The sequence below is a fragment of the Citrobacter sp. Cu233 genome, assembly GCF_030332225.1.
Lineage (GTDB): Bacteria > Pseudomonadota > Gammaproteobacteria > Enterobacterales > Enterobacteriaceae > Citrobacter.
In genome coordinates this window covers 184,712-210,746 of sequence record NZ_JAOWIF010000035.1, presented here as the reverse complement: position 1 = coordinate 210,746, position 26,035 = coordinate 184,712, and the positions used below count along the sequence as shown (strand labels likewise).

General features: G+C 51.9%; 22 protein-coding genes, 1 tRNA gene and 1 other RNA gene. 18 read left to right on the top strand and 6 right to left on the bottom strand.

Annotated elements, in window-relative coordinates; translation table 11 throughout:
- Nucleotides 1–100: 100 nt before the first annotated feature.
- Nucleotides 101–2,434, top strand: a complete 2,334-nt coding sequence (locus OGX95_RS14530; RefSeq protein ID WP_286629948.1) for a molybdopterin guanine dinucleotide-containing S/N-oxide reductase — start codon at nucleotides 101–103, stop codon at nucleotides 2,432–2,434.
- Here OGX95_RS14530 and OGX95_RS14525 read toward each other — a convergent pair.
- Nucleotides 2,403–2,843: an N-acetyltransferase gene (locus OGX95_RS14525; RefSeq protein ID WP_286629947.1), complete on the bottom strand. Its 441-nt coding sequence runs from the start codon at nucleotides 2,841–2,843 to the stop codon at nucleotides 2,403–2,405. The two genes, OGX95_RS14530 and OGX95_RS14525, sit on opposite strands and share 32 nt — an antisense overlap.
- Nucleotides 2,833–3,402, bottom strand: a complete 570-nt coding sequence (gene tag / locus OGX95_RS14520) for a DNA-3-methyladenine glycosylase I (RefSeq protein ID WP_271456073.1) — start codon at nucleotides 3,400–3,402, stop codon at nucleotides 2,833–2,835. The genes OGX95_RS14525 and tag overlap by 11 nt, the downstream gene beginning before the upstream one ends.
- A gap of 159 nt (nucleotides 3,403–3,561) precedes the next feature.
- On the opposite strand from tag, the gene OGX95_RS14515 reads away from it, so the two are divergent.
- The 8 genes from OGX95_RS14515 to dppA all read left to right on the top strand — a co-directional run bounded on the left by OGX95_RS14515 (nucleotide 3,562) and on the right by dppA (nucleotide 10,323).
- Nucleotides 3,562–4,263 carry an autotransporter outer membrane beta-barrel domain-containing protein gene (locus OGX95_RS14515; protein WP_286629946.1) on the top strand — a complete coding sequence of 234 codons (702 nt, stop codon included), beginning with the start codon at nucleotides 3,562–3,564 and terminating at the stop codon, nucleotides 4,261–4,263.
- A 251-nt stretch (nucleotides 4,264–4,514) separates the two neighbouring features.
- Nucleotides 4,515–5,717, top strand: coding sequence for an L-lactate MFS transporter (locus OGX95_RS14510; protein ID WP_286629945.1), 1,203 nt, complete (start codon nucleotides 4,515–4,517; stop codon nucleotides 5,715–5,717).
- A gap of 210 nt (nucleotides 5,718–5,927) precedes the next feature.
- Entirely contained in the window at nucleotides 5,928–7,619 is a 1,692-nt protein-coding gene (eptB, locus tag OGX95_RS14505; protein ID WP_286629944.1) for a kdo(2)-lipid A phosphoethanolamine 7''-transferase, read from the top strand.
- A gap of 90 nt (nucleotides 7,620–7,709) precedes the next feature.
- Nucleotides 7,710–7,786 (top strand) — tRNA-Pro (locus OGX95_RS14500).
- A 34-nt stretch (nucleotides 7,787–7,820) separates the two neighbouring features.
- Nucleotides 7,821–7,953, top strand: a non-coding RNA gene (locus OGX95_RS14495) — RtT sRNA.
- 102 nt (nucleotides 7,954–8,055) lie between these two features.
- The gene (locus tag OGX95_RS14490) at nucleotides 8,056–8,355 is read left to right on the top strand and encodes a hypothetical protein (RefSeq protein ID WP_286629943.1); all 300 of its coding nucleotides are present in this window, start codon (nucleotides 8,056–8,058) and stop codon (nucleotides 8,353–8,355) included.
- Between the two features lie 209 nt (nucleotides 8,356–8,564).
- Nucleotides 8,565–8,801: a hypothetical protein gene (locus tag OGX95_RS14485; protein ID WP_286630086.1), complete on the top strand. Its 237-nt coding sequence runs from the start codon at nucleotides 8,565–8,567 to the stop codon at nucleotides 8,799–8,801.
- Nucleotides 8,716–10,323 carry a dipeptide ABC transporter periplasmic-binding protein DppA gene (gene dppA / locus OGX95_RS14480; protein WP_286629942.1) on the top strand — a complete coding sequence of 536 codons (1,608 nt, stop codon included), beginning with the start codon at nucleotides 8,716–8,718 and terminating at the stop codon, nucleotides 10,321–10,323. The genes OGX95_RS14485 and dppA overlap by 86 nt, the downstream gene beginning before the upstream one ends.
- Here the strand turns inward: dppA and OGX95_RS14475 are convergent, their stop codons facing one another.
- On the bottom strand, nucleotides 10,324–10,473 hold the full coding sequence (locus OGX95_RS14475) for a hypothetical protein (protein WP_286629941.1): 150 nt from the start codon (nucleotides 10,471–10,473) through the stop codon (nucleotides 10,324–10,326).
- A 17-nt stretch (nucleotides 10,474–10,490) separates the two neighbouring features.
- Here OGX95_RS14475 and dppB point away from each other — a divergent pair, with 17 nt between their 5' ends.
- The 5 genes from dppB (at nucleotide 10,491) to OGX95_RS14450 (ending at nucleotide 15,796) form a co-directional block, all read left to right on the top strand.
- Nucleotides 10,491–11,510, top strand: a complete 1,020-nt coding sequence (gene dppB, locus OGX95_RS14470; protein WP_286629940.1) for a dipeptide ABC transporter permease DppB — start codon at nucleotides 10,491–10,493, stop codon at nucleotides 11,508–11,510.
- Nucleotides 11,511–11,519: 9 nt separating this feature from the next.
- Nucleotides 11,520–12,422: a dipeptide ABC transporter permease DppC gene (gene dppC / locus OGX95_RS14465; protein WP_137382040.1), complete on the top strand. Its 903-nt coding sequence runs from the start codon at nucleotides 11,520–11,522 to the stop codon at nucleotides 12,420–12,422.
- Nucleotides 12,423–12,432: 10 nt separating this feature from the next.
- Nucleotides 12,433–13,416 (top strand): dipeptide ABC transporter ATP-binding protein, encoded by a 984-nt coding sequence (dppD, locus tag OGX95_RS14460; protein ID WP_286629939.1) that lies wholly within the window; start codon nucleotides 12,433–12,435, stop codon nucleotides 13,414–13,416.
- The gene (gene dppF / locus OGX95_RS14455) at nucleotides 13,413–14,417 is read left to right on the top strand and encodes a dipeptide ABC transporter ATP-binding subunit DppF (RefSeq protein ID WP_043018667.1); all 1,005 of its coding nucleotides are present in this window, start codon (nucleotides 13,413–13,415) and stop codon (nucleotides 14,415–14,417) included. Before dppD ends, dppF begins: the two co-directional genes overlap by 4 nt.
- A gap of 176 nt (nucleotides 14,418–14,593) precedes the next feature.
- Nucleotides 14,594–15,796: a sigma-54 interaction domain-containing protein gene (locus OGX95_RS14450; protein WP_286629938.1), complete on the top strand. Its 1,203-nt coding sequence runs from the start codon at nucleotides 14,594–14,596 to the stop codon at nucleotides 15,794–15,796.
- Nucleotides 15,797–15,829: 33 nt separating this feature from the next.
- Here the strand turns inward: OGX95_RS14450 and OGX95_RS14445 are convergent, their stop codons facing one another.
- Together OGX95_RS14445 and megL are read right to left on the bottom strand one after the other, a co-directional pair.
- Nucleotides 15,830–17,128, bottom strand: coding sequence for an SLC5/6 family protein (locus tag OGX95_RS14445; protein ID WP_271440394.1), 1,299 nt, complete (start codon nucleotides 17,126–17,128; stop codon nucleotides 15,830–15,832).
- Nucleotides 17,129–17,246: 118 nt separating this feature from the next.
- On the bottom strand, nucleotides 17,247–18,443 hold the full coding sequence (megL, locus tag OGX95_RS14440) for a methionine gamma-lyase (RefSeq protein ID WP_286629934.1): 1,197 nt from the start codon (nucleotides 18,441–18,443) through the stop codon (nucleotides 17,247–17,249).
- A 387-nt stretch (nucleotides 18,444–18,830) separates the two neighbouring features.
- Between megL and hmsP the strand changes: the two genes are divergently transcribed.
- The 3 genes from hmsP (at nucleotide 18,831) to OGX95_RS14425 (ending at nucleotide 23,997) form a co-directional block, all read left to right on the top strand.
- A complete protein-coding gene (gene hmsP / locus OGX95_RS14435) occupies nucleotides 18,831–20,837 on the top strand; it encodes a biofilm formation regulator HmsP (protein ID WP_137382034.1) in 2,007 nt (668 codons plus the stop codon).
- 157 nt (nucleotides 20,838–20,994) lie between these two features.
- Nucleotides 20,995–22,281: a C4-dicarboxylate transporter DctC gene (dctA, locus tag OGX95_RS14430; protein WP_048213643.1), complete on the top strand. Its 1,287-nt coding sequence runs from the start codon at nucleotides 20,995–20,997 to the stop codon at nucleotides 22,279–22,281.
- Between the two features lie 222 nt (nucleotides 22,282–22,503).
- The gene (locus OGX95_RS14425; protein WP_286629933.1) at nucleotides 22,504–23,997 is read left to right on the top strand and encodes a M16 family metallopeptidase; all 1,494 of its coding nucleotides are present in this window, start codon (nucleotides 22,504–22,506) and stop codon (nucleotides 23,995–23,997) included.
- Between the two features lie 87 nt (nucleotides 23,998–24,084).
- Here OGX95_RS14425 and kdgK read toward each other — a convergent pair whose 3' ends face one another.
- Nucleotides 24,085–25,014: a 2-dehydro-3-deoxygluconokinase gene (kdgK, locus tag OGX95_RS14420; RefSeq protein WP_286629932.1), complete on the bottom strand. Its 930-nt coding sequence runs from the start codon at nucleotides 25,012–25,014 to the stop codon at nucleotides 24,085–24,087.
- A gap of 227 nt (nucleotides 25,015–25,241) precedes the next feature.
- Between kdgK and pdeH the strand changes: the two genes are divergently transcribed.
- On the top strand, nucleotides 25,242–26,009 hold the full coding sequence (gene pdeH, locus OGX95_RS14415; protein ID WP_202037473.1) for a cyclic-guanylate-specific phosphodiesterase: 768 nt from the start codon (nucleotides 25,242–25,244) through the stop codon (nucleotides 26,007–26,009).
- The last annotated feature ends 26 nt before the right edge of the window (nucleotides 26,010–26,035 follow it).

Below are 26,035 nucleotides of genomic sequence, written 5' to 3'. Positions count from 1 at the left end.
CGTGTGAACATGAAGAAAATTCCAGGGAAGACTCTGAAATTTGTAAGTAACATTGAACGGCATAACAATAAGCCGTCACATCGCATTCAGGAGCGCCATCTTGGCTAATTCACCTGCACATTACCCGGTGTTAACTGCCGCACACTGGGGGCCCATTCTTGTCGAAACCGATGGCGAGACTGTTTTTTCATCCCGGGGGGCATTACCCACCTCACAACCCAACTCGTTGCAAACCGTGGTACGCGATCAGGTACACAGTAAAACACGGGTACGTTTTCCCATGGTGCGTAAAGGATTCCTTGCCTCGCCGGATAATCCACAAGGCGTGCGCGGGCAGGATGAGTTTGTTCGTGTTAGCTGGGACGATGCACTGAATCTTATCGATGTGCAGCATAAACGCATCCGTGACAGTTACGGTCCTGCCGCGATTTTTGCCGGCTCGTACGGCTGGCGGTCGAACGGTGTATTACACAAAGCGGCGACCCTGCTGCAGCGCTATATGGCGCTGGCGGGGGGTTATACCGGGCACTTGGGGGATTATTCTACGGGGGCTGCACAGGCCATCATGCCGTATGTGGTAGGTGGCAACGAAGTTTACCAGCAGCAGACCAGCTGGCCAATGGTGCTGGAGCATAGCGATGTGGTGGTGCTGTGGAGTGCTAACCCGCTGAATACGCTGAAAATTGCCTGGAATGCTTCTGACGAGCAGGGTATTGCTTACTTTGAAGCGCTGCGGGATAGCGGTAAGCGACTGATCTGCATCGATCCAATGCGATCGGAAAGCGTGGCGTTCTTTGGCGATAAGATGGAATGGATCGCCCCGCATATGGGGACTGATGTTGCGCTGATGTTGGGGATTGCGCACACGCTGGTGGAAAACGACTGGCACGACGAGGATTTTCTCGCCCGTTGTACAACCGGATATGATGCGTTCGCCGACTACCTGCTGGGTGAATCCGATGGGATAGCGAAAACGGCAGAATGGGCTGCGGAAATTTGTGGTATTCCGGCAGCGAAAATACGCGAGCTTGCGGCAATATTTCACCAAAATACCACCATGCTGATGGCCGGTTGGGGTATGCAGCGTCAGCAGTATGGCGAGCAAAAACACTGGATGATCGTCACGCTGGCCGCCATGCTTGGTCAAATTGGCACGCCCGGTGGTGGTTTTGGACTGTCGTATCATTTTGCGAACGGTGGGAACCCGACGCGTCGTGCGGCGGTACTGGCTTCGATGCAAGGGAGCCTCAAAGGCGGCACTGACGCGGTGGATAAAATCCCGGTGGCGCGTATCGTTGAAGCGCTGGAAAACCCCGGCGGTTTCTATCAGCACAACGGTATGGATCGCCATTTCCCGGACATCCGCATGCTCTGGTGGGCCGGGGGCGCAAACTTTACGCATCACCAGGATACCAATCGTTTGATCCGTGCCTGGCAAAAGCCGGAGCTGGTGGTTATCTCGGAGTGTTTCTGGACCGCTGCGGCGAAGCATGCCGATATCGTGTTACCCGCGACGACCTCTTTTGAACGTAACGATTTGACCATGACCGGAGACTACAGCAACCAGCATCTGGTGCCGATGAAGCAGGTCGTGCCGCCACAGGCTGAAGCGCGCAACGATTTTGATGTTTTTGCCGAGCTTAGCGAGCGCTGGGAACAGGGCGGGTATACCCGATTCACTGAGGGGAAAAGCGAACTGGCGTGGCTGGAAACTTTTTACGACATTGCCGCTCAGCGTGGTGCCAGCCAGCAGGTTACACTGCCGCCCTTTACTGAGTTCTGGCAAAAGAATGCATTGATCGAAATGCCGGAAAACGCCGCAAATACGCAGTTCATCCGTTTTGCTGATTTTCGCCGCGATCCACAGGCGCATCCGCTGAAAACGGACAGTGGAAAAATTGAAATCTATTCTGCAAAAATTGCAGGTTACGGCTATGCGGATTGTGCAGGACACCCGATGTGGCTGGAGCCTGACGAGTGGTTCGGCAATGCCGAACCTGACCAACTGCAGGTGCTCTCCGCCCATCCGGCTCACCGTTTGCACAGCCAGCTCAACTACAGTGCGTTACGCGAACAGTATGCGGTGGCGGATCGGGAGCCGGTGACGATTCACCCGCAGGATGCACAAGCGCGGGGGATTGTAGATGGCGATACGGTCAGGGTGTGGAACCACCGCGGGCATATCCTGGCAGGTGCTGTCGTGACGACAGGGATCAAACCTGGCGTGATTTGTATTCACGAGGGGGCCTGGCCTGATTTGGACCCGGCCGCCGACGGTATTTGTAAAAATGGTGCTGTTAACGTGCTGACAAAAGATCTCCCCAGCTCGAAGCTGGGGAACGGCTGTGCGGGCAATACCGCGCTGGCGTGGCTGGAGAAGTACAGTGGGCCCACGCTGACTCTTACCGCGTTTGATCCACCTGCCAGCCCATAATCCAGGTTGGATGGTGAGTCTCTTCCTGCCATGCGCTGTCTTCAATGCGAAAGCCCATTGCGTGGTAGAAGTTTACCGCTGATTGATTCTTCTGGTAGACCTCCAGGCTGAGCCACGAAAAGCGCTGCTGCACATGTTGCACCAGCGCTTTGCCGATGCCGCTTCTGATGGCGGCAGGCTCTACAAACAGCGCGCCTAAAAAGCGCTCTTCCATCACGCTGGCAAAACCTTTGAGCGCACCGTTTTCTTCCCACACCCAGGTTTGCGCAGCGGGCAGGTAGACATCACGTACGATAGGCTCACTCTCGCGCCAGTAGCGTTCTTCGATAAAAGGATGGGCAAAAATGGTGCTTTCCATCCACAGTGCCAGAATGGGTGCCAGATCGTCAGCGTTGGATTCACGAATCATGTTGTTCTCCCGGGTAGCACATGCAGCCGATGACATGGTCGTTGACCAGGCCGCACGCCTGCATAAAGGAGTAACAGATGGTGGTGCCAACAAACTTAAATCCACGTTTTTTTAACGCTTTAGAAAGTGCGTCAGAAGCGGGTGTTGAAGTCGGGATATCGCTCAGACTGGCGGCACGGGTTAACTGTGGTTGGTTATCGACGAATGACCAGACGAACTCGCTAAACGGCTCGCCGTTTTGCTCCATTGCCAGCCAGGCACGGGCGTTGCCGATAATGGCCTGGATCTTTCCTCGATGGCGAATAATACCGGCATCCAGTACCAGCCTTTCTACATCCTCTTCGGTCATCGCCGCAACGGTTGCAGGATCGAAGTGGTGGAATGCCTGGCGATAGTTTTCCCGTTTCTTCAGCACCGTTATCCACGACAGCCCAGCCTGCTGGCCTTCAAGGCAGATCATTTCGAACAGCTTTTTACCATCGGTTTCCGGGACGCCCCATTCCTTGTCATGATAGGCAATGTATAGTGGATCCTGACTGACCCAGCCGCAACGCTGCATACTCTTCCTCGCTGTTTTTACTGGCGTAAAAATTTCATTCGGCCCGCCTTGACGCGCCCGCTAAAAAGACAATATTTAATACAGGGTCTCATGTGCCCGATATCCTTTAAACAATGACAATAATATCGCCGAATTCGGCTCTTTTCTGGAGTCGTGTTGATGATTATAAGAAACAGTAGTGGTCGTCAGAGGTTAATCCTGGCGAACGTCATCGTCTGTGCGCTGTTTGCCAATACGGCATATGGCTGGCAACAAGAATATATCGTTGATGCGCTGTCCGGTCATACGTCGGAACGTTATACATGGGACAGCGATCACCAACCACGTTATAACGACATCCTGGAAGAGCGCATTCGCTCCACCCAGAACGTGGCGGGGCCGGTGGTGAATCTTGCGGACCAAACGGCTCTGGATGTGACCAGCGGTATGAGTGTGGGCTGGAATTTCCCCCTTTCCCGTAAGGTGACGACGGGGCCCGTCGCAGCCCTGCATTATGATGGTTCAACGACATCTACCTACAACGAATTTGGCGACACTGTGACTTCGCTAACGCTGACCGATCCGATGTGGCATGCCAGCGTCAGTACCCTGGGCTGGCGGGTCGACTCGCAGTTTGGTGATGTGCGGCCATGGGCGCAAATCAGTTATAACCAGCAATTTGGCGAGAATATCTGGAAGGCGCAATCGGGTCTCAATCGTATGGCGGCGGCGAGTCAGGATGGTAACTGGGTCGATGTCACAGTTGGTGCAGATATGCTGCTGAATCAGCATATGGCGGCCTATGCGGCACTTTCTCAGGCAGAAAACAGTACGAATAACAGCGATTATCTGTACACCATGGGAGTGAGTGCCAAATTTTAACGAAAAAAAGCCTGGCTAAAACATCTGTGTTACATATTGGGCTCAATAATCACACGCATTCCAGCGATAGCGTGCACTAACTCCTGCAATAAAATTCAGTAACCCGACTTTTTGTCTCGTCATTCATTCCGCAATCCAGGCATTTCATTCCGTCCTGATGGCATTTCATGCCGTTTTCCCCAGGTCATAAAAGCGTTTCGGTATGGTTGTTGGCAGAGAATTTCCCATTTTGTTTATGCAGGAAGACTGCCATGAAAACTTCTGATTATCAGCGTACCCGGTGGCTGACACTGATCGGCACCATCATTACCCAATTTGCATTAGGTTCTGTTTATACCTGGAGCCTGTTCAATGGCGCACTCTCTTCAAAACTCGATGCACCGGTTAGTCAGGTTGCATTTTCCTTTGGTTTGCTGAGTCTGGGTCTGGCGATCTCTTCTTCCATCGCCGGGAAGCTTCAGGAACGTTTCGGCGTGAAACGTGTCACCATGGCATCCGGTATCTTATTGGGTGTGGGCTTCTTCTTAACCGCGCATTCTGACAGCCTGATTATGCTGTGGCTAAGTGCCGGTGTACTGGTTGGCCTGGCTGACGGTGCTGGATACCTGTTAACCCTGTCCAACTGCGTGAAATGGTTCCCTGAGCGTAAAGGGCTGATTTCCGCCTTTGCGATCGGTTCTTACGGCCTGGGTAGCCTCGGTTTTAAATTTATCGACAGCCAACTGCTGAGCACTGTGGGTCTGGAAAAGACCTTTATGATTTGGGGCGCGATTGTACTGGTGATGATTGTCTTTGGCTCCACGCTGATGAAAGATGCGCCAAACCAGGAAGTTAAAGCCGTAAATGGCGTGGTAGAGAACGACTACACGCTGGCACAATCCATGCGTAAACCACAGTACTGGATGCTGGCAGTGATGTTCCTGACAGCGTGTATGAGCGGGCTTTACGTGATTGGTGTAGCGAAAGATATCGCCCAAAGCCTGGCAAAAATGGATGTGGCGACAGCGGCGAATGCGGTAACCGTTATTTCTATCGCGAACCTGTCAGGTCGTCTGGTTCTGGGTATTCTGTCCGACAAAATGTCCCGTATTCGCGTTATCACCATTGGTCAGGTTGTTTCGCTGGTGGGTATGGCGGCGCTGCTTTTTGCTCCGCTGAATGAAGTGACATTCTTCGCAGCCATTGCCTGTGTCGCCTTCAACTTCGGTGGCACCATTACGGTCTTCCCGTCACTGGTGAGTGAGTTCTTCGGCCTGAATAACCTGGCGAAAAACTATGGGGTTATCTACCTGGGCTTCGGGATTGGCAGCATCTGCGGGTCAATTATCGCCTCGCTGTTCGGCGGTTTCTATGTGACCTTCTGCGTTATCTTTGCGCTGTTAATCATCTCGCTGGCGCTGTCCACGACCATTCGCCAGCCGCAGCGTAGTGTATTTACTGAGGCACACGCCTGATTTTACTCTTTGTCTGATTTATACACGGCGCATATATTTACAAAAATATATGCGCCGTTTGCATTCTCCATAAGCACTTTTCTCCCCTCCTGTGGTCTACTTAGCCGCGCCCGTAGACATTTCATCTCTGCTGTTGTCGCATTTTTCCCTGTTTGGTTCGATTGACCACTTCACAGGGTGTTTTTATCCCGATCCCCAGGGTTTTTTTGCATGAGATACATTAAATCGATGACGCAGCAAAAGATTAGCTTCTTGCTTGCGCTCTATATCGGTCTGTTTATGAACTGCGCAGTTTTTTATCGCCGCTTCGGCAGCTATGTGCAGGAATTTACCGCGCTGAAAGGAATCTCTGCGGTTGTTGAATTAGCCGGCACCGTGCTGGTGACCTTCTTTTTACTTCGTCTTCTGTCTCTGTTTGGTCGGCGGGCCTGGCGTGTACTGGCTACCTTTGTGGTGCTGTGTTCCGCTGGTGCCAGCTATTACATGACCTTCCTGAATGTGGTCATTGGCTACGGCATTATTGCCTCGGTCATGACAACCGATATTGATTTATCAAAGGAAGTTGTGGGCTGGCATTTTATTGTGTGGCTGGTCTCGGTCAGCATCTTGCCACTGCTGCTTATCTGGAGTAACCGCTGCCGCTATACTCTGTTAAAACAAATACGTACGCCAGGTGTGAGATGGCGTAGCGTGGCTGTTGTTCTGTTGGCTGGCTTGATGGTGTGGGCGCCGATTCGGTTACTTGGAATACAGCAGAAATCGGTTGAACGGGAAACGGGTATTGATTTGCCCAGCTACGGTGGCGTAGTGGCAAATTCATATTTGCCTTCAAACTGGCTGTCCGCGCTGGGTCTGTATGCCTGGGCGCAGGTTGATGAGTCTTCAGATAACAAGTCGCTGATGAATCCGGCGAAGAAATTTACCTACGTCGCCCCCAGAAATATTGATGATACCTACGTCGTGTTTATTATCGGTGAAACGACCCGTTGGGATCATATGGGTATTTTTGGCTACGAGAGAAATACCACGCCAAGGCTGGCTCAGGAAAAAAACCTGGCCGCTTTCCGCGGATATTCGTGTGATACGGCAACCAAACTTTCGCTACGCTGTATGTTTGTTCGTGAAGGCGGAGCAGAGGAAAACCCGCAGCGTACACTGAAAGAACAAAATGTCTTTTCCGTACTCAGCCAGCTAGGTTTTAATGCCGATCTCTACGCGATGCAAAGTGAGATGTGGTTCTACAGCAACACGATGGCGGAGAACATTGCATATCGTGAGCAGATTGGCGCTGAGCAGCGTAACCGTGGCAAAACGGTTGACGATATGCTGCTGATTTCTGAGATGCAGCAATCAATCAAACCGGACGATGCTGGTAAGCACCTGATTATCCTGCATACCAAAGGTTCGCACTTTAACTACACGCAGCGCTATACCCGTGAGTATGCCCAGTGGAAGCCGGAGTGTGTCAATGTTGATAGCGGTTGTTCGAAAGCGCAGATGATTAACTCATTTGATAACTCGGTGACCTATGTTGACCACTTTATCACCAAAGTGTTTGACCAACTGCGCGATAAGAAAGCGATCGTGTTCTACGCTGCCGATCACGGTGAGTCGATCAACGAGCGTGAACACCTGCACGGTACGCCACGTAAAATGGCACCGCCAGAGCAGTTCCGCGTTCCAATGTTGGTGTGGATGTCTGATAAGTATCTGGAAGATCCCGATCATGCAAAAGCCTTCGCCCACCTTAAGCAGGAGGCTGATATGAAGGTTCCGCGTCGCCATGTTGAACTGTACGACACCATTCTCGGTTGCCTTGGATATACCTCGCCAAACGGCGGTATAAATGAGAATAACAACTGGTGTCATGTCCCGGACGACAAGAAGGTTGTAGCCCGGTAATGGGCTGCTGACTTTCTCGCCGATCGAATGGCATTTTGATACTAAGGGATTGACGGGCGCGCACCTGAGCAGTAAGATGCGCCCCGCATTCGGTGATTGGCGCAGCCTGGTAGCGCACTTCGTTCGGGACGAAGGGGTCGGAGGTTCGAATCCTCTATCACCGACCAAATTAGAAAAGCCCGCTCTTTGAGCGGGCTTTTTGCTTTCCGGAATCCACAAGGATGAGAACCTCCGGGGGCAAGAGGTTCGACTCGAGCGGAGCGAGAGAACGTTGCGTCAGCAACGGCCCGCAGGGCGAGCCACGAAGTGGCGAGTAATCCTCTATCACCGACCAAATTAGAAAAGCCCGCTCTTTGAGCGGGTTTTTTGCTTTATAGTCGACGAAGATTTGTAGGCGCTGATAAGCGCAGCGCCATCAGGCAATTAAAGCGCGTGGGTGTCGGCATCGCCGGAGGGCGGCACAAGCGCCTTATCCGGCCTACAGGCGAAGCGCTGGCAGGATGCTTTTTGTGTTTTTCCGACCCCACGTTTGACCTTCATTTTATCTGCAAAAATTGTGCATCACTTCCCACTGACTGTTAACGATTCTGTGACATATTCCATTGCCTTTTTTTATATTTGCTTGAATCTTTTTTTGCGTTACTTATGGCTGAACCCAGCATTTTCCGCTGTGCGTTTTAACGTTCATGGTATTAATCGCTCAGATATGCAGCATGTGTTGAGAAAATTTTCATAATTTGCATAAATGTTAATCACCAAATGTTTCTGAATATGAAGATATTTATTCTGGCATAGTGCGCGTAGCACAAATTTCCCTGCTGAAAATACCCGCCTGCACTTTTTTTAATCTTTGTTTGCCAATTCTCACCGTTGGTGTAAATCATGGTTACCTGTATTGACGTTTTCACATTCTGTTGACAGATTGTAGGGCATGAGGGGCATTTCATGGAGAATCCGCACTGCAACTCAGTCGCTTATGTGAACGGAATCCCCATCCTCTTAACGCCGACCCGGCCGGGTAAAAAACAAAAAAGGCCAGGCGGTGTAAACCCACTGCAAAGGGTAAAACAACAAACATCACATTTGGAGCAGAAGAATGAGTATTTCCTTGAAGAAGTCAGGGATGCTGAAGCTTGGTCTGAGCCTGGTGGCTATGACCGTTGCCGCAAGCGTACAGGCTAAAACTCTGGTTTATTGTTCAGAAGGATCTCCTGAAGGCTTTAACCCACAGCTTTTCACCTCTGGTACTACCTATGATGCCAGCTCCGTACCGATCTATAACCGGCTGGTTGAATTCAAAACCGGTACAACCGAAGTGATCCCCGGCCTTGCTGAGAAGTGGGAAATCAGCGAAGACGGTAAAACCTATACCTTCCACCTTCGCCCTGGCGTGAAGTGGCAGGACAATAAAGAATTCAAGCCGACGCGTGATTTCAACGCTGATGACGTGGTGTTCTCTTTCGATCGTCAGAAAAATGCGCAGAACCCATACCATAAAGTTTCTGGCGGCAGCTACGAATACTTCGAAGGGATGGGTCTGCCAGACCTGATCAGCGAAGTGAAGAAAGTGGACGATAAAACCGTCCAGTTCGTACTGACCCGTCCGGAAGCACCGTTCCTGGCTGACCTGGCCATGGACTTCGCCTCTATTCTTTCTAAAGAATATGCGGACAACATGCTGAAAGCCGGTTCGCCGGAGAAAGTTGACCTGAACCCAATCGGTACCGGCCCGTTCCAGCTGCAACAGTACCAGAAAGATTCTCGTATTCTGTATAAAGCGTTCGACGGCTTCTGGGGCACCAAGCCGCAGATTGACCGTCTGGTCTTCTCCATTACGCCTGACGCTTCCGTGCGTTATGCCAAGTTGCAGAAGAATGAATGCCAGGTGATGCCGTATCCGAATCCGGCAGACATCGCGCGCATGAAGCAGGACAAAAATATCAATCTGATGGAGCAGGCCGGTCTGAACGTCGGCTATCTCTCTTTCAACACCGAGAAGAAACCGTTTGATGACGTGAAAGTTCGTCAGGCGTTGACCTATGCGGTGAACAAAGAAGCGATCATCAAGGCTGTTTATCAGGGAGCTGGGGTTGCCGCGAAGAACCTGATCCCACCGACCATGTGGGGCTATAACGACGACGTTAAAGATTACAACTACGATCCTGAGAAAGCGAAAGCACTGCTGAAAGAAGCCGGTCAGGATAAAGGCTTTACCGTTGAGCTGTGGGCAATGCCGGTACAGCGTCCGTATAACCCGAACGCGCGCCGTATGGCTGAAATGATCCAGGCTGACTGGGCGAAAATTGGTGTTCAGGCCAAGATTGTTACCTACGAATGGGGTGAGTACCTCAAGCGTGCCAAGTCTGGTGAACATCAGGCTGTAATGATGGGCTGGACCGGTGATAACGGGGATCCGGATAACTTCTTCGCCACGCTGTTTAGCTGTGCTGCGGCGAAAGATGGCTCTAACTACTCCCGCTGGTGCTACAAGCCGTTTGAAGATCTGATTCAGCCGGCACGTGCAACCGATGACCACAACAAGCGTATTGAGCTCTACAAACAGGCTCAGGTTGTGATGCATGACCAGGCACCTGCGCTGATCATTGCTCACTCCACCGTGTACGAGCCAGTGCGTAAAGAAGTCAAAGGCTATGTGGTTGATCCATTAGGCAAACACCACTTCGAAAACGTTTCTGTCGAATAATTAAAAGCAATTAAGGAAGCGCTGCGCCCCGGTATTGTGTAGGCCGGATAAGCGCAGCGCCATCTGGCGTAATGCTTTACCCGCGATGCAGTTTGCGTGGGATAAGATTTGTGAGCAATACAGACGCACTGTCACCAGGCTGCGCGTCATTAGAGAGAATCCGGGTTATGTTGCAGTTCATTCTCCGACGTTTGGGACTCGTCATCCCCACGTTTATCGGTATCACTCTTCTCACCTTTGCCTTCGTCCATATGATCCCCGGCGATCCGGTCATGATCATGGCGGGTGAACGTGGGATCTCCCCTGAGCGTCACGCTCAATTGCTGGCTGAACTTGGTCTGGATAAGCCGATGTGGCAGCAGTACCTCCATTATATTTGGGGGGTTATGCATGGTGATCTCGGTATCTCGCTGAAAAGCCGCTTACCGGTGTGGGAAGAGTTCGTGCCTCGCTTTAAAGCGACGCTGGAACTCGGTGTCTGCGCCATGATTTTCGCCACCGCAGTCGGTATTCCAGTCGGTGTACTGGCCGCCGTTAAGCGTGGTTCTATTTTTGATCACACCGCTGTTGGCCTGGCGCTGACCGGTTACTCAATGCCTATCTTCTGGTGGGGCATGATGCTGATCATGTTGGTTTCTGTGCAGTGGAATCTGACGCCGGTTTCCGGGCGCGTGAGCGACATGGTGTTCCTTGATGATTCCAATCCACTGACCGGATTTATGCTGATCGACACCGCCATCTGGGGTGAAGAAGGCAATTTCATTGATGCGCTGGTGCATATGATCCTGCCGGCGATGGTGCTTGGCACCATTCCCCTGGCGGTGATTGTGCGTATGACCCGTTCATCGATGTTGGAAGTGCTGGGCGAAGACTACATTCGTACCGCGCGCGCCAAAGGGTTGACCCGTATGCGTGTCATCATCATTCATGCTCTGCGCAACGCCATGCTGCCTGTTGTGACCGTTATTGGTCTTCAGGTCGGTACGCTGCTGGCGGGGGCGATCCTGACCGAAACCATCTTCTCGTGGCCGGGTCTGGGGCGCTGGCTGATTGATGCGCTGCAACGCCGTGATTATCCGGTAGTGCAGGGCGGGGTATTACTGGTGGCGACGATGATTATTCTCGTCAACCTGCTGGTAGACCTACTGTACGGCGTGGTGAACCCGCGTATTCGGCATAAGAAGTAAGGGGCCATCATGTCACAGGTTACTGAAAATAAAGTTATTGCTGCACCGGTGCCGATGACCCCGTTGCAGGAGTTCTGGCACTATTTTAAACGCAACAAAGGCGCGGTTGTCGGGCTGGTGTATGTGGTGGTGATGATCCTGATTGCGGTCTTTGCCAACGTTCTCGCACCGTACAATCCAGCTGATCAGTTCCGCGATACGCTGTTGGCCCCACCTGCGTGGCAGGAAGGCGGCACAATGGCGCATCTGTTCGGTACTGATGATGTAGGCCGCGATGTGCTGTCGCGTCTGATGTATGGCGCGCGTTTATCGCTGCTGGTCGGTTGCCTGGTGGTGGTACTGTCCCTGTTGATGGGCGTGGTGCTCGGTCTGGTTGCCGGTTACTTTGGCGGTATCGTCGATAACGTCATCATGCGTGTGGTCGATATTATGCTGGCGCTGCCGAGCCTGTTGTTGGCTCTGGTGCTGGTTGCCGTATTTGGTCCTTCTATTGGTAACGCCGCGCTGGCGCTGACGTTCGTGGCATTGCCGCACTATGTCCGTCTGACGCGTGCCGCAGTCCTGGTGGAAGTTAACCGTGATTACGTTACCGCTTCCCGCGTAGCGGGTGCAGGTGCGATGCGTCAGATGTTCGTTAATATTCTTCCTAACTGTCTTGCGCCGCTGATCGTTCAGGCGTCGCTCGGTTTCTCTAACGCTATTCTCGATATGGCCGCGCTTGGCTTCCTGGGTATGGGTGCGCAACCACCAACACCGGAATGGGGAACCATGCTCTCCGACGTGTTGCAGTTTGCGCAGAGTGCCTGGTGGGTCGTGACCTTCCCGGGTCTGGCGATCCTGCTGACGGTGCTGGCATTTAACCTGATGGGTGACGGTCTGCGTGACGCGCTCGATCCCAAACTGAAGCAGTAAGAGGTTCGAGATGGCGTTATTAAATGTAGATAAATTATCGGTGCACTTCGGCGATGTTGGTTCCGAATTTCGCGCCGTAGACCGTATCAGTTACAGTGTGAACCAGGGTGAAGTGGTTGGCATTGTGGGCGAATCCGGCTCCGGTAAATCGGTCAGTTCGCTGGCGATTATGGGGCTGATTGACTACCCCGGCCGCGTGATGGCTGAAAATCTGGAGTTTAACGGTCGCGATCTGAAGCGTATCTCTGAGAAAGAGCGTCGTCAGTTGGTAGGCGCGGAAGTGGCAATGATCTTCCAGGACCCGATGACCAGTCTTAACCCGTGCTATACCGTGGGTTACCAGATCATGGAAGCCATTAAGGTGCACCAGGGCGGAAATAAAAAAACGCGTGTTCAGCGGGCAATTGACCTGCTAACGCTGGTGGGTATCCCTGACCCGGCCTCGCGTCTGGATGTGTATCCGCACCAGCTGTCTGGTGGGATGAGCCAGCGTGTGATGATCGCGATGGCGATTGCCTGTCGTCCGAAGCTGCTAATTGCCGACGAACCGACAACGGCGCTGGACGTGACCATTCAGGCACAGATCATTGAACTGCTGTTGGAACTGCAACAGAAAGAGAACATGGCGCTGGTTCTGATCACTCATGATCTGGCGCTGGTGGCGGAGGCTGCGCATAAAATTATTGTGATGTATGCCGGTCAGGTGGTGGAAACCGGAGCCGCGCACGACATTTTCCGCGCGCCGCGTCATCCGTATACCCAGGCGTTGTTACGTGCGTTGCCAGAGTTTGCTCAGGATAAAGCGCGTCTGGCATCGTTGCCGGGTGTGGTTCCGGGGAAATATGACCGCCCGAACGGTTGTCTGTTGAATCCTCGCTGCCCCTATGCCACCGACAAATGTCGCAGCGTTGAGCCCGAACTGAACCAGCTGGAAGGCGGTCGTCAGTCGAAATGTCACTACCCACTTGATGATGCCGGGAGGCCTGGGCTATGAGTACGCAAAAGGCCGCTTTGCCACAGCCGCTGTTGCAGGCCATTGATCTGAAAAAACACTATCCGGTGAAGAAGGGGATGTTTGCCCCGGAACGCCTGGTGAAAGCGCTGGATGGCGTTTCGTTTACCTTAGAGCGCGGTAAAACACTGGCGGTAGTCGGTGAGTCGGGCTGCGGGAAATCCACACTTGGACGCCTGCTGACGATGATTGAAGTCCCGACCGGCGGTGAACTGTATTACCAGGGACAGGATCTGCTCAAGCACGACCCGCAGGCGCAGAAACTGCGTCGACAGAAAATCCAGATTGTGTTCCAGAACCCGTATGGCTCGCTGAACCCGCGTAAGAAAGTGGGGCAGATTCTGGAAGAGCCGTTGCTGATCAACTCCACGCTCAGCAAAGAGCAGCGCCGTGAAAAAGCGCTGGCGATGATGGCGAAAGTGGGTCTGAAAACCGAGCACTACGACCGCTATCCACATATGTTCTCCGGTGGCCAGCGTCAGCGTATTGCGATTGCCCGTGGCCTGATGCTTGACCCGGACGTAGTGATTGCCGACGAACCCGTTTCCGCGCTGGATGTATCCGTGCGCGCGCAGGTGTTGAACCTGATGATGGATCTGCAGCAGGAACTGGGGCTGTCTTACGTCTTTATCTCGCACGATCTGTCGGTAGTGGAACATATTGCGGATGAAGTGATGGTGATGTATCTGGGTCGTTGTGTGGAGAAGGGCACCAAGGATCAGATCTTCAATAATCCGCGCCATCCGTATACGCAGGCGCTACTTTCTGCGACACCACGCCTGAACCCGGATGACCGCCGCGAGCGTATTAAGCTGACTGGTGAGCTGCCAAGCCCGCTGAATCCGCCACCGGGCTGTGCGTTTAACGCCCGTTGCCGTCGTCGCTTTGGCCCTTGTACCCAACTACAGCCACAGCTGAAAGACTACGGCGGCCAACTGGTTGCGTGCTTTGCCGTTGATCAGGATGAAAATCCGCAGCAATAAACGTGGGTTATGACCCAATAACCGGAGCCTTGTGCTCCGGTTTTTTTATAATTCGTTTTTACTCCCACAATGTGAGTCCATTGGCAGAACATTATTCCATAGTGTTTAGAATGTAGTCAGGTTGGCTTTTGTCACAGAAATATCTACTTCGCAGTTGCTAACTACCAGGAGCAAATGTGGTCACGATACGCTGGGATATTAAAACAATTGACCGTCTGTCGATGGTTGAGGATGTCCTGAAGGAATTCTCCTGCTGTGATATCAATATCATCTCCATGAAAGTTACGCCTGGACGCATTCTGATTAAATCCTGGTGTCGCCAGTTGCAGGATATTTCCTGCGTACAATCCTGCTTAAGCCAGCGTGCTGATATTATTAACGTTGCTTATCTGTGCGAAGAGATAACCGAACTGTCGATGTCTGAACCGGAACGTCCGCGTTATTTTTCTGACATTATTTGCAGCAGCCAGAGCATGCAACTGCTGATAGAAAAAGCGATCAGAATAGCGGATAGCAAATATACCGTTTTGGTTCGTGGTGAAACCGGAACCGGTAAGGAACTTCTTGCCCGGGCCATCCATAATTCCGGGCCACGGCGTTTTTATCCGTTTATTCCGGTTAACTGTTCAGCACTTCCCGAGTCGCTGATGGAAAGTGAATTTTTTGGCTATGAGAAAGGGGCCTTCAGTGGCGCGGACTGTAAAGGCAAAAAAGGGCTGTTTGAAATGGCTGATAAAGGCACCCTTTTTCTGGATGAGTTTGGTGAAATGTCGCTGAGCTTACAGGCCAAATTGTTGCGTGTCCTTCAGGATGGGGGGATCCGTCGCGTTGGCGGGGCGCAAACCATTCCGGTTAATGCGCGTATTATTGTGGCGACTAACGCGAATCTGGAAGAGATGGTGGAGCAACGTCTGCTGCGCGCCGATCTCTATTACCGCATCAACGTACTTTCACTCACCATTCCACCTTTACGCGAGCGCCCACAGGATATCAGTCTGCTGATCCGCCACTTTGTGCAGAAATACGCGAAGGAGTTCCAACGGCGAATTATTCTGGATAAAGCCTGTTTTGACGCTTTGCATCAGCACAGTTGGCCGGGTAACGTACGCGAGCTGGAAAACACGATTATTCGTCTGATGCTGATGGCCGAATCTGATGTTATTACCCAGGAGGAGCTGGGGATGGCGAATCTGTCGGCAGGCGGATTGCGCCACACCCAACGTCCGTTTAAAGAACAGGTCCAGTGCGCTGAGCGTCAGATAATTGAGCAGATGGTGGAAGAGAATGTGTCGTCGCGGCATATTGCAAAGGCGCTGGGCGTATCGCATACCACGGTATTGAACAAAATTCGTAGCTACCAGCTTGAGAGCGTGAGTTAAGCGCCGCCAGACATTGACGGCGCTGCAATTGGATTATTCAATCAGTTTTAGCAGTGGAGACAGGCACAGCAAAATCCCGTAGATCAGGATTAGCCAGGTTTTTAGCCCGCGCAGTTTTTCCAGTTGCGCCACTTTATAGATCAAGAAAAACGGAATAATACACGACACAATTCCATAGAGCGGACTGCCTAACTGGAAGAATACCAGCACTGAGACACGGAACGAAACCCAAATAACCAGCGTAATAACGATAAACGTGCAAATACCCAATGTAAGCACTAATGGGTTTATTTTCTCAACATCAATTACGCGGCTAAGGACGTTAAGGATAATACCTTTAATCGCTTCATGAAAGCCCAGGTAAATACCGAAGAATGCGGTTAGGACAGCAAAGATATTCAATATCGTGGAGGTGATGTGAATAATCTGACCTGGAATGACCTGCGCCGCCAGAGCCAGTGCAGAAATATTCTGTTCGAAGGCTGAAACCGCCTCTTCGTGGCTAATCGAAAAGGTAAATGAGAATGAGAAAAACAGGATTACTGCAATCAACGTAATGTAGCTGATGCGGTGGGTACGAATGGCCATGCGCGTCGCCAGCACCCGGTCAGCCACCCGTTTGCGGTAGGCGATATTCATGGGGTTCAGCACCTGAATAAACACCGCAGAGAAGAAGCAGAATGGGATGGTCAACAGTACATCACGAAAGAATACCGATGCTTCAGGAAAGGCGCTGATATTGCTGAAGTTCCAGTGTGGGACCATCGCAAAGCCGAAGATGATGATAATGCCGACTTTTACCACCACCATCGGACCGGAGATTTTGAACAGCAGCTTTTCTCCACCGGAAGCAATGGCGACCAGTACCGCAAAAATAGCCACTTTATAGATGATTGATTGCGAAAGGTCGGTATCGGTTAGCCCGAATGTTTTTATATATGAGGCACTGTCAAAAACAACGGATAATGAATAAATGAATATTCCATGAATAATCATCAAAAAGTAAATTACACCGAGGAATACACCCCAGTTTTTCCCAAGATAATGACTTATAATATCAGTGTAGTCATTGCAGGTTTCACTTTCGGACAATGTTTTTAAATAAATGTCCTGCACAATATACGTTGCCGGGTAAGCGATAATAAAGGCGACAATAAAAACCCAAATGCCGGTTAAGCCAATTTGTACCGGCATCAGAACTGTACCAGCACCAATTGCCATGCCGATACAGAGTAATACCCAGCCAAAATCGTATTTTGTGAACGGTATTTTCTTTGAGAATGGTACGGCGGTTGCTGTATTGTTGCTTAATTGTAATGTGTTGTCCTGCATAGAACCCCCTGCCCAAAATACCCGTTCTCCCCAAAAAAAGGAGTGCGCGTATAGCCAGACTGTTGTGCCTTGATTCTCAACGGCCTGAACCGAACGTCGTCGGTTCAGGTCGTAATGGTCAGAATGTTGCCTTTCTGATGGCGTGTTCAAGGTCGTTAATAATATCTTCTGGATCTTCAAGACCTACAGAAAGACGGATAAGTCCGTCGGTAATACCTGCTTTAAGCCGCTCCTCTGGCGCAACGGGCGAATGTGTCATAGACGCTGGGTGCTGAATGAGGGTTTCGGTATCACCGAGACTGACCGCGAGGAGGCACAATTCTACAGAATTGATCATCCGTCTGCCAGCATCGAGGCCGCCGGCAATTTCAAAGCTGATAATTCCCCCGGACAGGCTCATCTGCCGTTGACCCAACTCATACTGTGGGTGCGAAGTCAGACCTGGATAATACACGCGGGTAATGGAGGGATGTCCTTCCAGGAAACGGGCAATTTTCAGCGCGTTTTCACAGTGACGTTCCATACGAATGCCCAATGTTTTCACGCCGCGTAGGGTTAGCCAGGCGTTGAAAGGGCTCATACAGCCACCGGTAATATCTTTCAAACCGACAAACCGCGCCTGGTCGATAAACGCCTGCTTCCCGACAATGATGCCGCCAATCACATCACCGTGTCCGTTAATGTACTTGGTTACACTGTGGACCACGATGTCTGCGCCCAATTGCAGAGGCTGCTGACAATATGGCGACATAAAGGTGTTATCCACGACCAGCAAAGCGCCCTGCTGGTGGGCAATACCCGCCACTGTTTCGATATCGACCAATGAGAGCGTCGGGTTGGCGGGCGTTTCGATATACACCACTTTCGTTTCCGGCCGCATCGCGGCGCGGATTTCTTCCGGTTTCGCGGCGTCGACAAAACTCACGTTAATGCCGAACTTCGGCATGCTGTGCGACAGAAATGCGTGAGTACAACCATAAATTGCACTGGCAGAAACGATATGGTCACCTTGTTGACACAGCGTCAGCAGCGTCGTGGTGATGGCGGAAATGCCGGATGCAGTTGCCAGCGCGGCTTCACCCCTTTCCAGAACTGCCAGCTTTTTCTCCAGCGCATCGGTGGTCGGGTTACCCAAACGGGTATAAATGTACCCGGACTCTTCGAGCGCAAAGCGGGCGGCACCCTGTTCGGCACTGTCAAAAACAAACGTTGAAGTCTGGAAGATAGGCGTACTGAGCGCGCCGGTTGAAGGGTCGGGTTGTTGTCCCGCGTGAACGATCTGGGTATTGAATCCGTAAGTACGACAGTCAGACATGATATCTCCTTTAATTCGGAACAGAACAGCTCACACTCAAATAGCAATTGCTGTGCCAGAAAATTAAGGTTTAAATATCAATTAATTATGCGTTTTTTGTTTCAGGGGAGCGTCAGGAAAATTGCCAACTGGCAACAATCTTTCCAGCCATATCGGATTTGTAGCGCCGTGATTGCGAGACTTCACGCAGAGTGGATGGTGCCCGAACCAGGCTGCAGGATTTAATCTTGCGGCCTTTTTCGCCTTAATTGCAGATAAATCTCGTCGCCAGGTGCCTATCCTGCCGCGATAATGCACGCTGGGAAGTTTTCAGATACCGCCTCTCTTAATACCGCTACGATGGGGTATACTCTGACGGCAGTTTTTGTCTATCCGTGGAGAGTCAGTTTGCGTGTCAGTCGCTCGTTAACAATTAAGCAGATGGCGATGGTTGCGGCCGTTGTCATGGTGTTTGTTTTTATTTTTTGCACCGTTTTGTTGTTCCATTTGGTCCAGCAGAACCGCTACAACACGGCTACGCAACTGGAAAGCATCGCTCGCTCCGTCCGTGAACCTCTGTCGGCCGCCATTCTGAAGGGAGATATCCCCGAAGCGGAAATGATTTTAAGCCGTATCCAGCCTGCTGGCGTGGTCAGTCGCGCGGATGTGGTACTGCCCAACCAGTTTCAGGCATTGCGGATGAGCTTTATCCCTGAACGCCCCGTTCCGGTTACAGTGACTCGACTGTTTGAACTGCCGGTGCAGATTTCGCTCCCGGTCTATTCTCTTGAGCGCTCCGCCAACCCACAGCCGCTGGCGTATCTGGTGCTACAGGCGGATTCATACCGCATGTACAAATTCGTGACGAGCACGCTTTCAACGTTAGTGACCATTTACTTACTTTTGTCGTTAATCCTGTCGGTAGCCATTTCCTGGTGTATTAACCGCCTGATTGTGCACCCGTTACGCAAAATTGCTCGCGAACTGAACGATATTCCGCAGCAGGAACTGATCGGCTATCAACTGGCATTACCGCCTATGCATCAGGATGATGAGATTGGGATGTTGGTGCGTAGCTACAATCTGAATCAGCAACTGGTCCTGCGCCACAGTGAAGAGCAGAACGACAATTCGATGCGTTTTCCGGTCTCTGAACTGCCAAATAAGACGTTCTTAATGGGACTACTTGAGCAGATTGTTACTGGCCCGCAAACAACTGCGCTGATGATTGTCACCTGCGAAACCCTGCGTGATACCGCCGGTGTATTGACCGAGACCCAGCGGGAAATTCTGCTGTTGACGCTGGTCGAGAAACTGAGATCGGTGCTGGCACCCAGAATGGTGCTTACTCAGGTGAGCGGCTATGACTTCGCGATTATAGCGCACGGTGTGAAGGAACCCTGGCATGCAATCACATTAGGTCAGCAAGTACTCACTATTATGAATGAACGGTTGCCCATTCAGGGTATCCAGCTACGCCCGAGCTGCAATATTGGGGTGGCGATGTACTACGGCGATTTGACGGCGGAACAGCTATACAGCCGTGCGCTATCGGCAGTGTTAACCTCGCGTCGCAAGGGCAAAAACCAGATCCAATTCTTTGATCCGCAACAAATGGAAGAAGCACAGCAGCGTTTGACCGAAGAGAACGACATTCTGACCGCGCTTGATCACCAGCAATTTGCGCTGTGGATGCAGCCGCAGGTAGAGATCGCCAGCGGCAAGATGTTGAGTGCTGAAGCTTTATTGCGGATGCAGCAGGCAGACGGAAGCTGGGAATTACCGGAAGGGTTAATCGACAGGATTGAATCCTGTGGTCTGATGGTGACGGTTGGATATTGGGTGCTGGAGGAGTCTTGTCGCCAGCTTGCGGCCTGGCAGGAACGTGGTTTGATGTTACCGCTGTCGGTGAATCTGTCTGCGCTACAACTGATGCACCCGAGTATGGTGTCGGATCTGCTGGAGTTGTTAAACCGATATCGCATTAAGCCCGGTACCTTGATTCTTGAAGTGACCGAAAGCCGGCATATCGATGATCCAAACGCCGCTGTCGCTATCCTGCGTCCTCTGCGCAATGCGGGGGTACGAATTGCGTTGGATGACTTTGGTATGGGCTATGCGGGTCTGCGACAGTTGCAGCACATGAAGTCACTGCCAGTTGATGTGCTCAAAATCGATAAGATGTTTGTTGAAGGCTTACCAGAGGATAGCAGTATGATTTCTGCCATTATTCAGCTGGCTCATAGCCTCAATTTGCAAATGATTGCGGAAGGCGTTGAAACCGAAGCACAACGCGACTGGTTATCACAGGCAGGGGTGGAAGTCGCGCAAGGATTCTTGTTTGCCCGCCCGGTTCCGGCAGATATCTTCGAAGAACGCTATTTAGCGAAGGAATCCGCTGATTACAAAAGTTAAAAAAGGTAGCGCTTGTGCGAGCCAGTTCAAAATTTTTAACAAATTTGTATCAATTATGATCCAGGTGCATTTCTGTCATGTTGTGTGGGTGTTACTTTAAGGCCGCAGGTTAAACAAAACCTTACAAGACCTGTGGTTTTTACTTTAAGGACACCCTATGAAAACCTCTATCTTCAAAAGCCTTTACTTTCAGGTCCTGACAGCAATTGCCATTGGTATCCTCCTTGGCCATTACTACCCTGAATTAGGCGCCCAAATGAAACCGCTTGGCGACGCGTTCGTTAAGCTCATTAAGATGGTCATCGCACCTGTTATCTTCTGTACTGTCGTTACCGGCATTGCAGGTATGGAAAGTATGAAAGCAGTAGGCCGCACAGGTGCGGTTGCACTGCTTTATTTTGAAGTGGTTAGTACGATTGCGCTGATCATTGGTCTTATCATCGTCAACGTGGTGCAACCCGGTGCCGGGATGAACGTCGACCCGGCAACGCTGGATGCCAAAGCGGTAGCGATTTACGCCGAGCAGGCAAAAGACCAGGGGATCGTGGGCTTCCTGATGGATATTATCCCGGGTAGCGTTATCGGCGCGTTCGCCAGCGGCAACATCCTGCAGGTATTGTTGTTCGCGGTGATGTTTGGTTTTGCTCTGCACCGTCTGGGCAGCAAAGGCCAGATGATTTTCAACGTCATTGAAAGTTTCTCGCAGGTTATTTTCGGCATTATCAACATGATCATGCGCCTGGCGCCGATCGGTGCTTTCGGTGCCATGGCCTTTACCATCGGTAAATATGGCGTCGGAACGCTGGTGCAGCTGGGTCAGTTGATTATCTGCTTCTACATCACTTGTATCCTGTTTGTGGTCGTGGTGCTGGGCTCGATTGCCCGCGCAACCGGCTTCAGCATCTTTAAGTTTATCCGCTATATCCGTGAAGAACTGCTGATCGTTCTGGGGACCTCTTCTTCCGAGTCAGCGCTGCCGCGTATGCTTGATAAGATGGAAAAACTGGGTTGCCGGAAGTCCGTCGTTGGTCTGGTTATTCCCACCGGCTACTCGTTTAACCTTGATGGAACATCGATATATCTGACGATGGCGGCGGTGTTTATCGCACAGGCCACCAATAGTCATATGGATATCTTCCATCAGATAACCCTGTTGGTGGTGCTGCTGCTCTCCTCGAAAGGTGCAGCGGGCGTGACCGGAAGTGGCTTTATCGTGCTGGCCGCGACGATTTCTGCAGTCGGGCATCTGCCGGTAGCGGGTCTGGCGCTCATCCTGGGTATTGACCGCTTTATGTCTGAAGCGCGTGCGCTGACTAACCTGGTCGGTAACGGTGTGGCAACGGTCGTTGTGGCTAAGTGGGTGAAAGAACTGGACCACAAAAAGCTTGATGATGTGCTGAATAATCGTGCGCCGGATGGCAAAACGCACGATTTATCCTCTTAATCTCGTCACTTATGCCCGTAGTCCCTTCCAGGACTGCGGGCGTTTGCGCATAATTACCCCCTGTGCCTGAAACTGTCTGTTCGACGGTTTCGGGATTTTTTCACTTCTTCCGTGACATTTTTATGTTCTTGCGGTCTAACACGAAGTGTTTTTAACGTCATATTCAGAGGGCCCTTCTCAGGGCTGTCTTTTTATTACCAGGATAGTTGATCAGGGGTTCACATGCAGGGCACAAAAATTCGACTTTTAGCGGGCGGCTTGCTGATGATGGCCTCTGCCGGCTATGTGCAGGCAGATGCGCTCCAGCCTGACCCGGCGTGGCAACAGGGCACGCTGGCGAATGGCCTCCAGTGGCAAGTGTTAGCCACCCCCCAGCGTCCCAGCGACCGTATTGAGGTTCGCCTGCTGGTAAATACCGGTTCACTCACCGAAAGTACGCAACAGAGTGGTTTTAGCCATGCGATCCCACGTATCGCGCTGACGCAAAGCGGTGGCCTTGATGCCACGCAAGCCCGTTCTCTGTGGCAGCAGGGGTTTGATCCTAAACGCCCCATGCCGCCCGTTATCGTTTCCTATGATTCCACGCTGTATAACCTTAGCTTGCCCAATAACCGGAATGACCTGCTGAAAGAGTCGCTCTCATATCTGGCGAATATCTCCGGCAAGCTGACCATTACCCCTGAAACGGTTAACCATGCGCTGAGCAGCGAAGATATGGTGGCAACATGGCCGACGGATACCAAAGAAGGGTGGTGGCGTTATCGTCTGAAAGGCTCCACGCTGTTAGGACACGATCCCGCCGATCCGCTGAAAAAGCCGATTGATGCAGCAAAAATTCAGTCGTTCTACCAGAAATGGTATACCCCGGACGCAATGACGCTAATTATCGTCGGTAACGTTGACGCGCGCAGCGTGGCTGAGCAAATCAATAAAACCTTCGGTGAGTTAAAAGGAAAACGTGAAACGCCGGCACCGGTGCCTACGCTCTCTCCACTGCGTGCGGAAGCGGTAAGCATTATGACCGATGCGGTACGACAGGATCGTCTTTCCATCATGTGGGACGCGCCGTGGCAACCTATTCGTGAATCCGCCGCGTTGTTACGCTACTGGCGTGCCGATTTAGCCCGTGAAGCGCTGTTCTGGCATATTCAGCAGACGTTATCCAGGAACAACGCGAAAGACATCGGCCTCGGCTTTGACTGTCGGGTGCTGTTCCTGCGTGCACAGTGCGCCATTAACGTTGAATCGCCGAACGATAAGCTAAATGCGAACCTGGGCACGGTGGCACGCGAACTGGCGAAAGTGCGGGACAAGGGTCTGCCGGAAGAAGAGTTCAATGCGCTGGTGGCGCAAAAAAATCTGGAGTTGCAGAAACTGTTTGCCACCTACGGCCGCACCGATACCGATATTTTGATCAGCCAGCGTTTGCGCTCGTTGCAAAACCAGGTGGTGGATATCGCGCCAGAACAGTATCAGCGTTTACGGCAGAACTTCCTTAATGGTCTGACCGTTGAGATGTTGAATCAGGATTTGCGTCAACAGCTATCGCAGGATATGGCTCTCATTCTGCTTCAGCCGAAAGGGGAACCTGAGTTCAACATGAAGGATCTGCAGGCGACATGGGATAGCATCATGGTGCCAGCGACTGCTGTGGCAACGCCGGTTGAAACGGATGAATCTCACCCAGAAGTGACGGATATTCCGGCAGTACAGTAAAGGGTAAGCCGGGCAAGCGAAGCGCTCCCGGCGTACCCAATGCCGGATGCGGTGTTAACGCCTTATCCGGCCTGGAAGAACAACACGTTATTGCGGCATGGCGTCGCGTGGGATAATCGCCCCGCGATGCTGAATAACTGTGCTTGCCGTCAGGTGGCCGCGTTTAGCGGCTTCTGCGGCATCGCCACCGGTTAAACGTACTGCCAGATACCCGGCACTGAAGGAGTCTCCTGCCGCTGTGGTATCGATCACTTTCTCTTTCGGTAATTTTACAGCCGGTACATCGATAAGTTCTTCACCCTCGATGGACACCAGGCAAGAGTCTGCGCCGCGCTTCACAACCACTTCCTGTACGCCAGCTGCGTGAGTCCGGGCAATCACGTCCTCTACGGGTTTTTCACCCCACAGCGCGTCTTCATCGTCCAGCGTCAGGAACGCAATATTGGTGCACTCCAGCATCTGCTGATACACCTGCTGAGTTTCTTCTTTGCTGCTCCACAGACGCGGGCGGTAGTTGTTGTCAAAAATGACCTTGCCGCCGTTGGCGCGGCACTCGCGCAGCAGCGACAGCAGTTTGTCACGGCTGGCCGGGCTTAAAATCGCCAGGCTGATTCCGCTCAGGTACAGGTAGTCGAATGTCGCCAACGTTTTGCAAATGGCGTCGGATTGTTCACTCTCCAGCCAGAATTTCGCCGCTGCTTCATTACGCCAGTAATAGAAGGTGCGCTCGCCAGTACTGTCAGTCTCAATGTAATAGAGACCCGGCAGGCGGTTTTCCATACGCTGGGTTAATGACGTATCGACGTTTTCGCCCTGCCAGGATTCCAGCATTTGCTGGCTGAAACTGTCAGTGCCCAGCGCCGTGACGTAATGTACGGAAAGGGCCGCAGAATCGACCTGACGGGCAATATAAACGGATGTATTCAACGTGTCGCCACCGAATCCGCGCTGAACGTCAGCGCCTTTCTGTGACAGCTCAATCATGCATTCGCCAATCACGGCAATCTTCCTGGACATAGTCGTAACCTGCTCTGAAAAAAATTAGCGTTAGTGTGCGCTGTGGGTGTTAAGTGGTCAACTATATTAAAACAACGTTCCATTATTTTTTTGAGCCAGAACGTGTTCTGTGTCGTTTTTGCTGCTGTTTTTATTTTGCGTACTGCTGAACGTAAAGTTCTGCGCCTGAGCGCCGATAACCTTTGACGAGTCCGGTCAGTCACACTCTTATTTACAGGACACCTCAGATGATAAAGCAGGTCACCCAGCAGCTAATTACGCCAGATGCGAGTATCGAATGCTTGCAGGAGCGACGCTATTGGCTGCAGTGCGAGCGTGCTTACACTTATCAGCCCATTTACCAGACCAATGGTCGGCTGATGGCCGTTGAGCTGCTAACCGTCGTGAGCCATCCTGATAACCCTTCTCAACGCATTGCGCCAGACCGTTATTTTGCCGAAGTTGCTGTTCGGCATCGCGTTGAGGTAGTGAAAGAGCAACTTGAACAACTTGAACTGAAAAGTGATTTTTTCAGAGCCCACGATCTGCTGGCCTCCGTCAATGTCGATGGCCCGACGCTCATTGCGATGCGCCAGGACCCCGAGATCCTGAAAATCATTGAATGTCTGCCCTGGTTGCGCTTTGAGTTGGTCGAGCATATCCGCTTACCGAAGGGGTCGTCGTTTGCCTCGATGTGCGAATTCGGCCCGCTCTGGCTGGATGATTTTGGTACCGGGATGGCCAATTTCTCGGCCCTTAGCGAGGTGAGCTACGACTACATCAAAGTGGCGCGGGATCTGTTTGTGATGCTGCGTCAGACGCCGGAAGGCCGTAATCTCTTCACTTTGCTGCTCCAGCTTATGAACCGCTATTGCCGTGGCGTGATTGTTGAAGGTGTTGAAACCCTGGAAGAGTGGCGCGATGTGCAAAACTCACCGGCTTTTGCTGCACAGGGCTATTTCCTCTCTCGTCCGGTGCCACTAAGCACCCTTGAAGAGGTGATTCTGTCGCTTTGATGTGGATGTAGCGTGCCTCCTTTTCG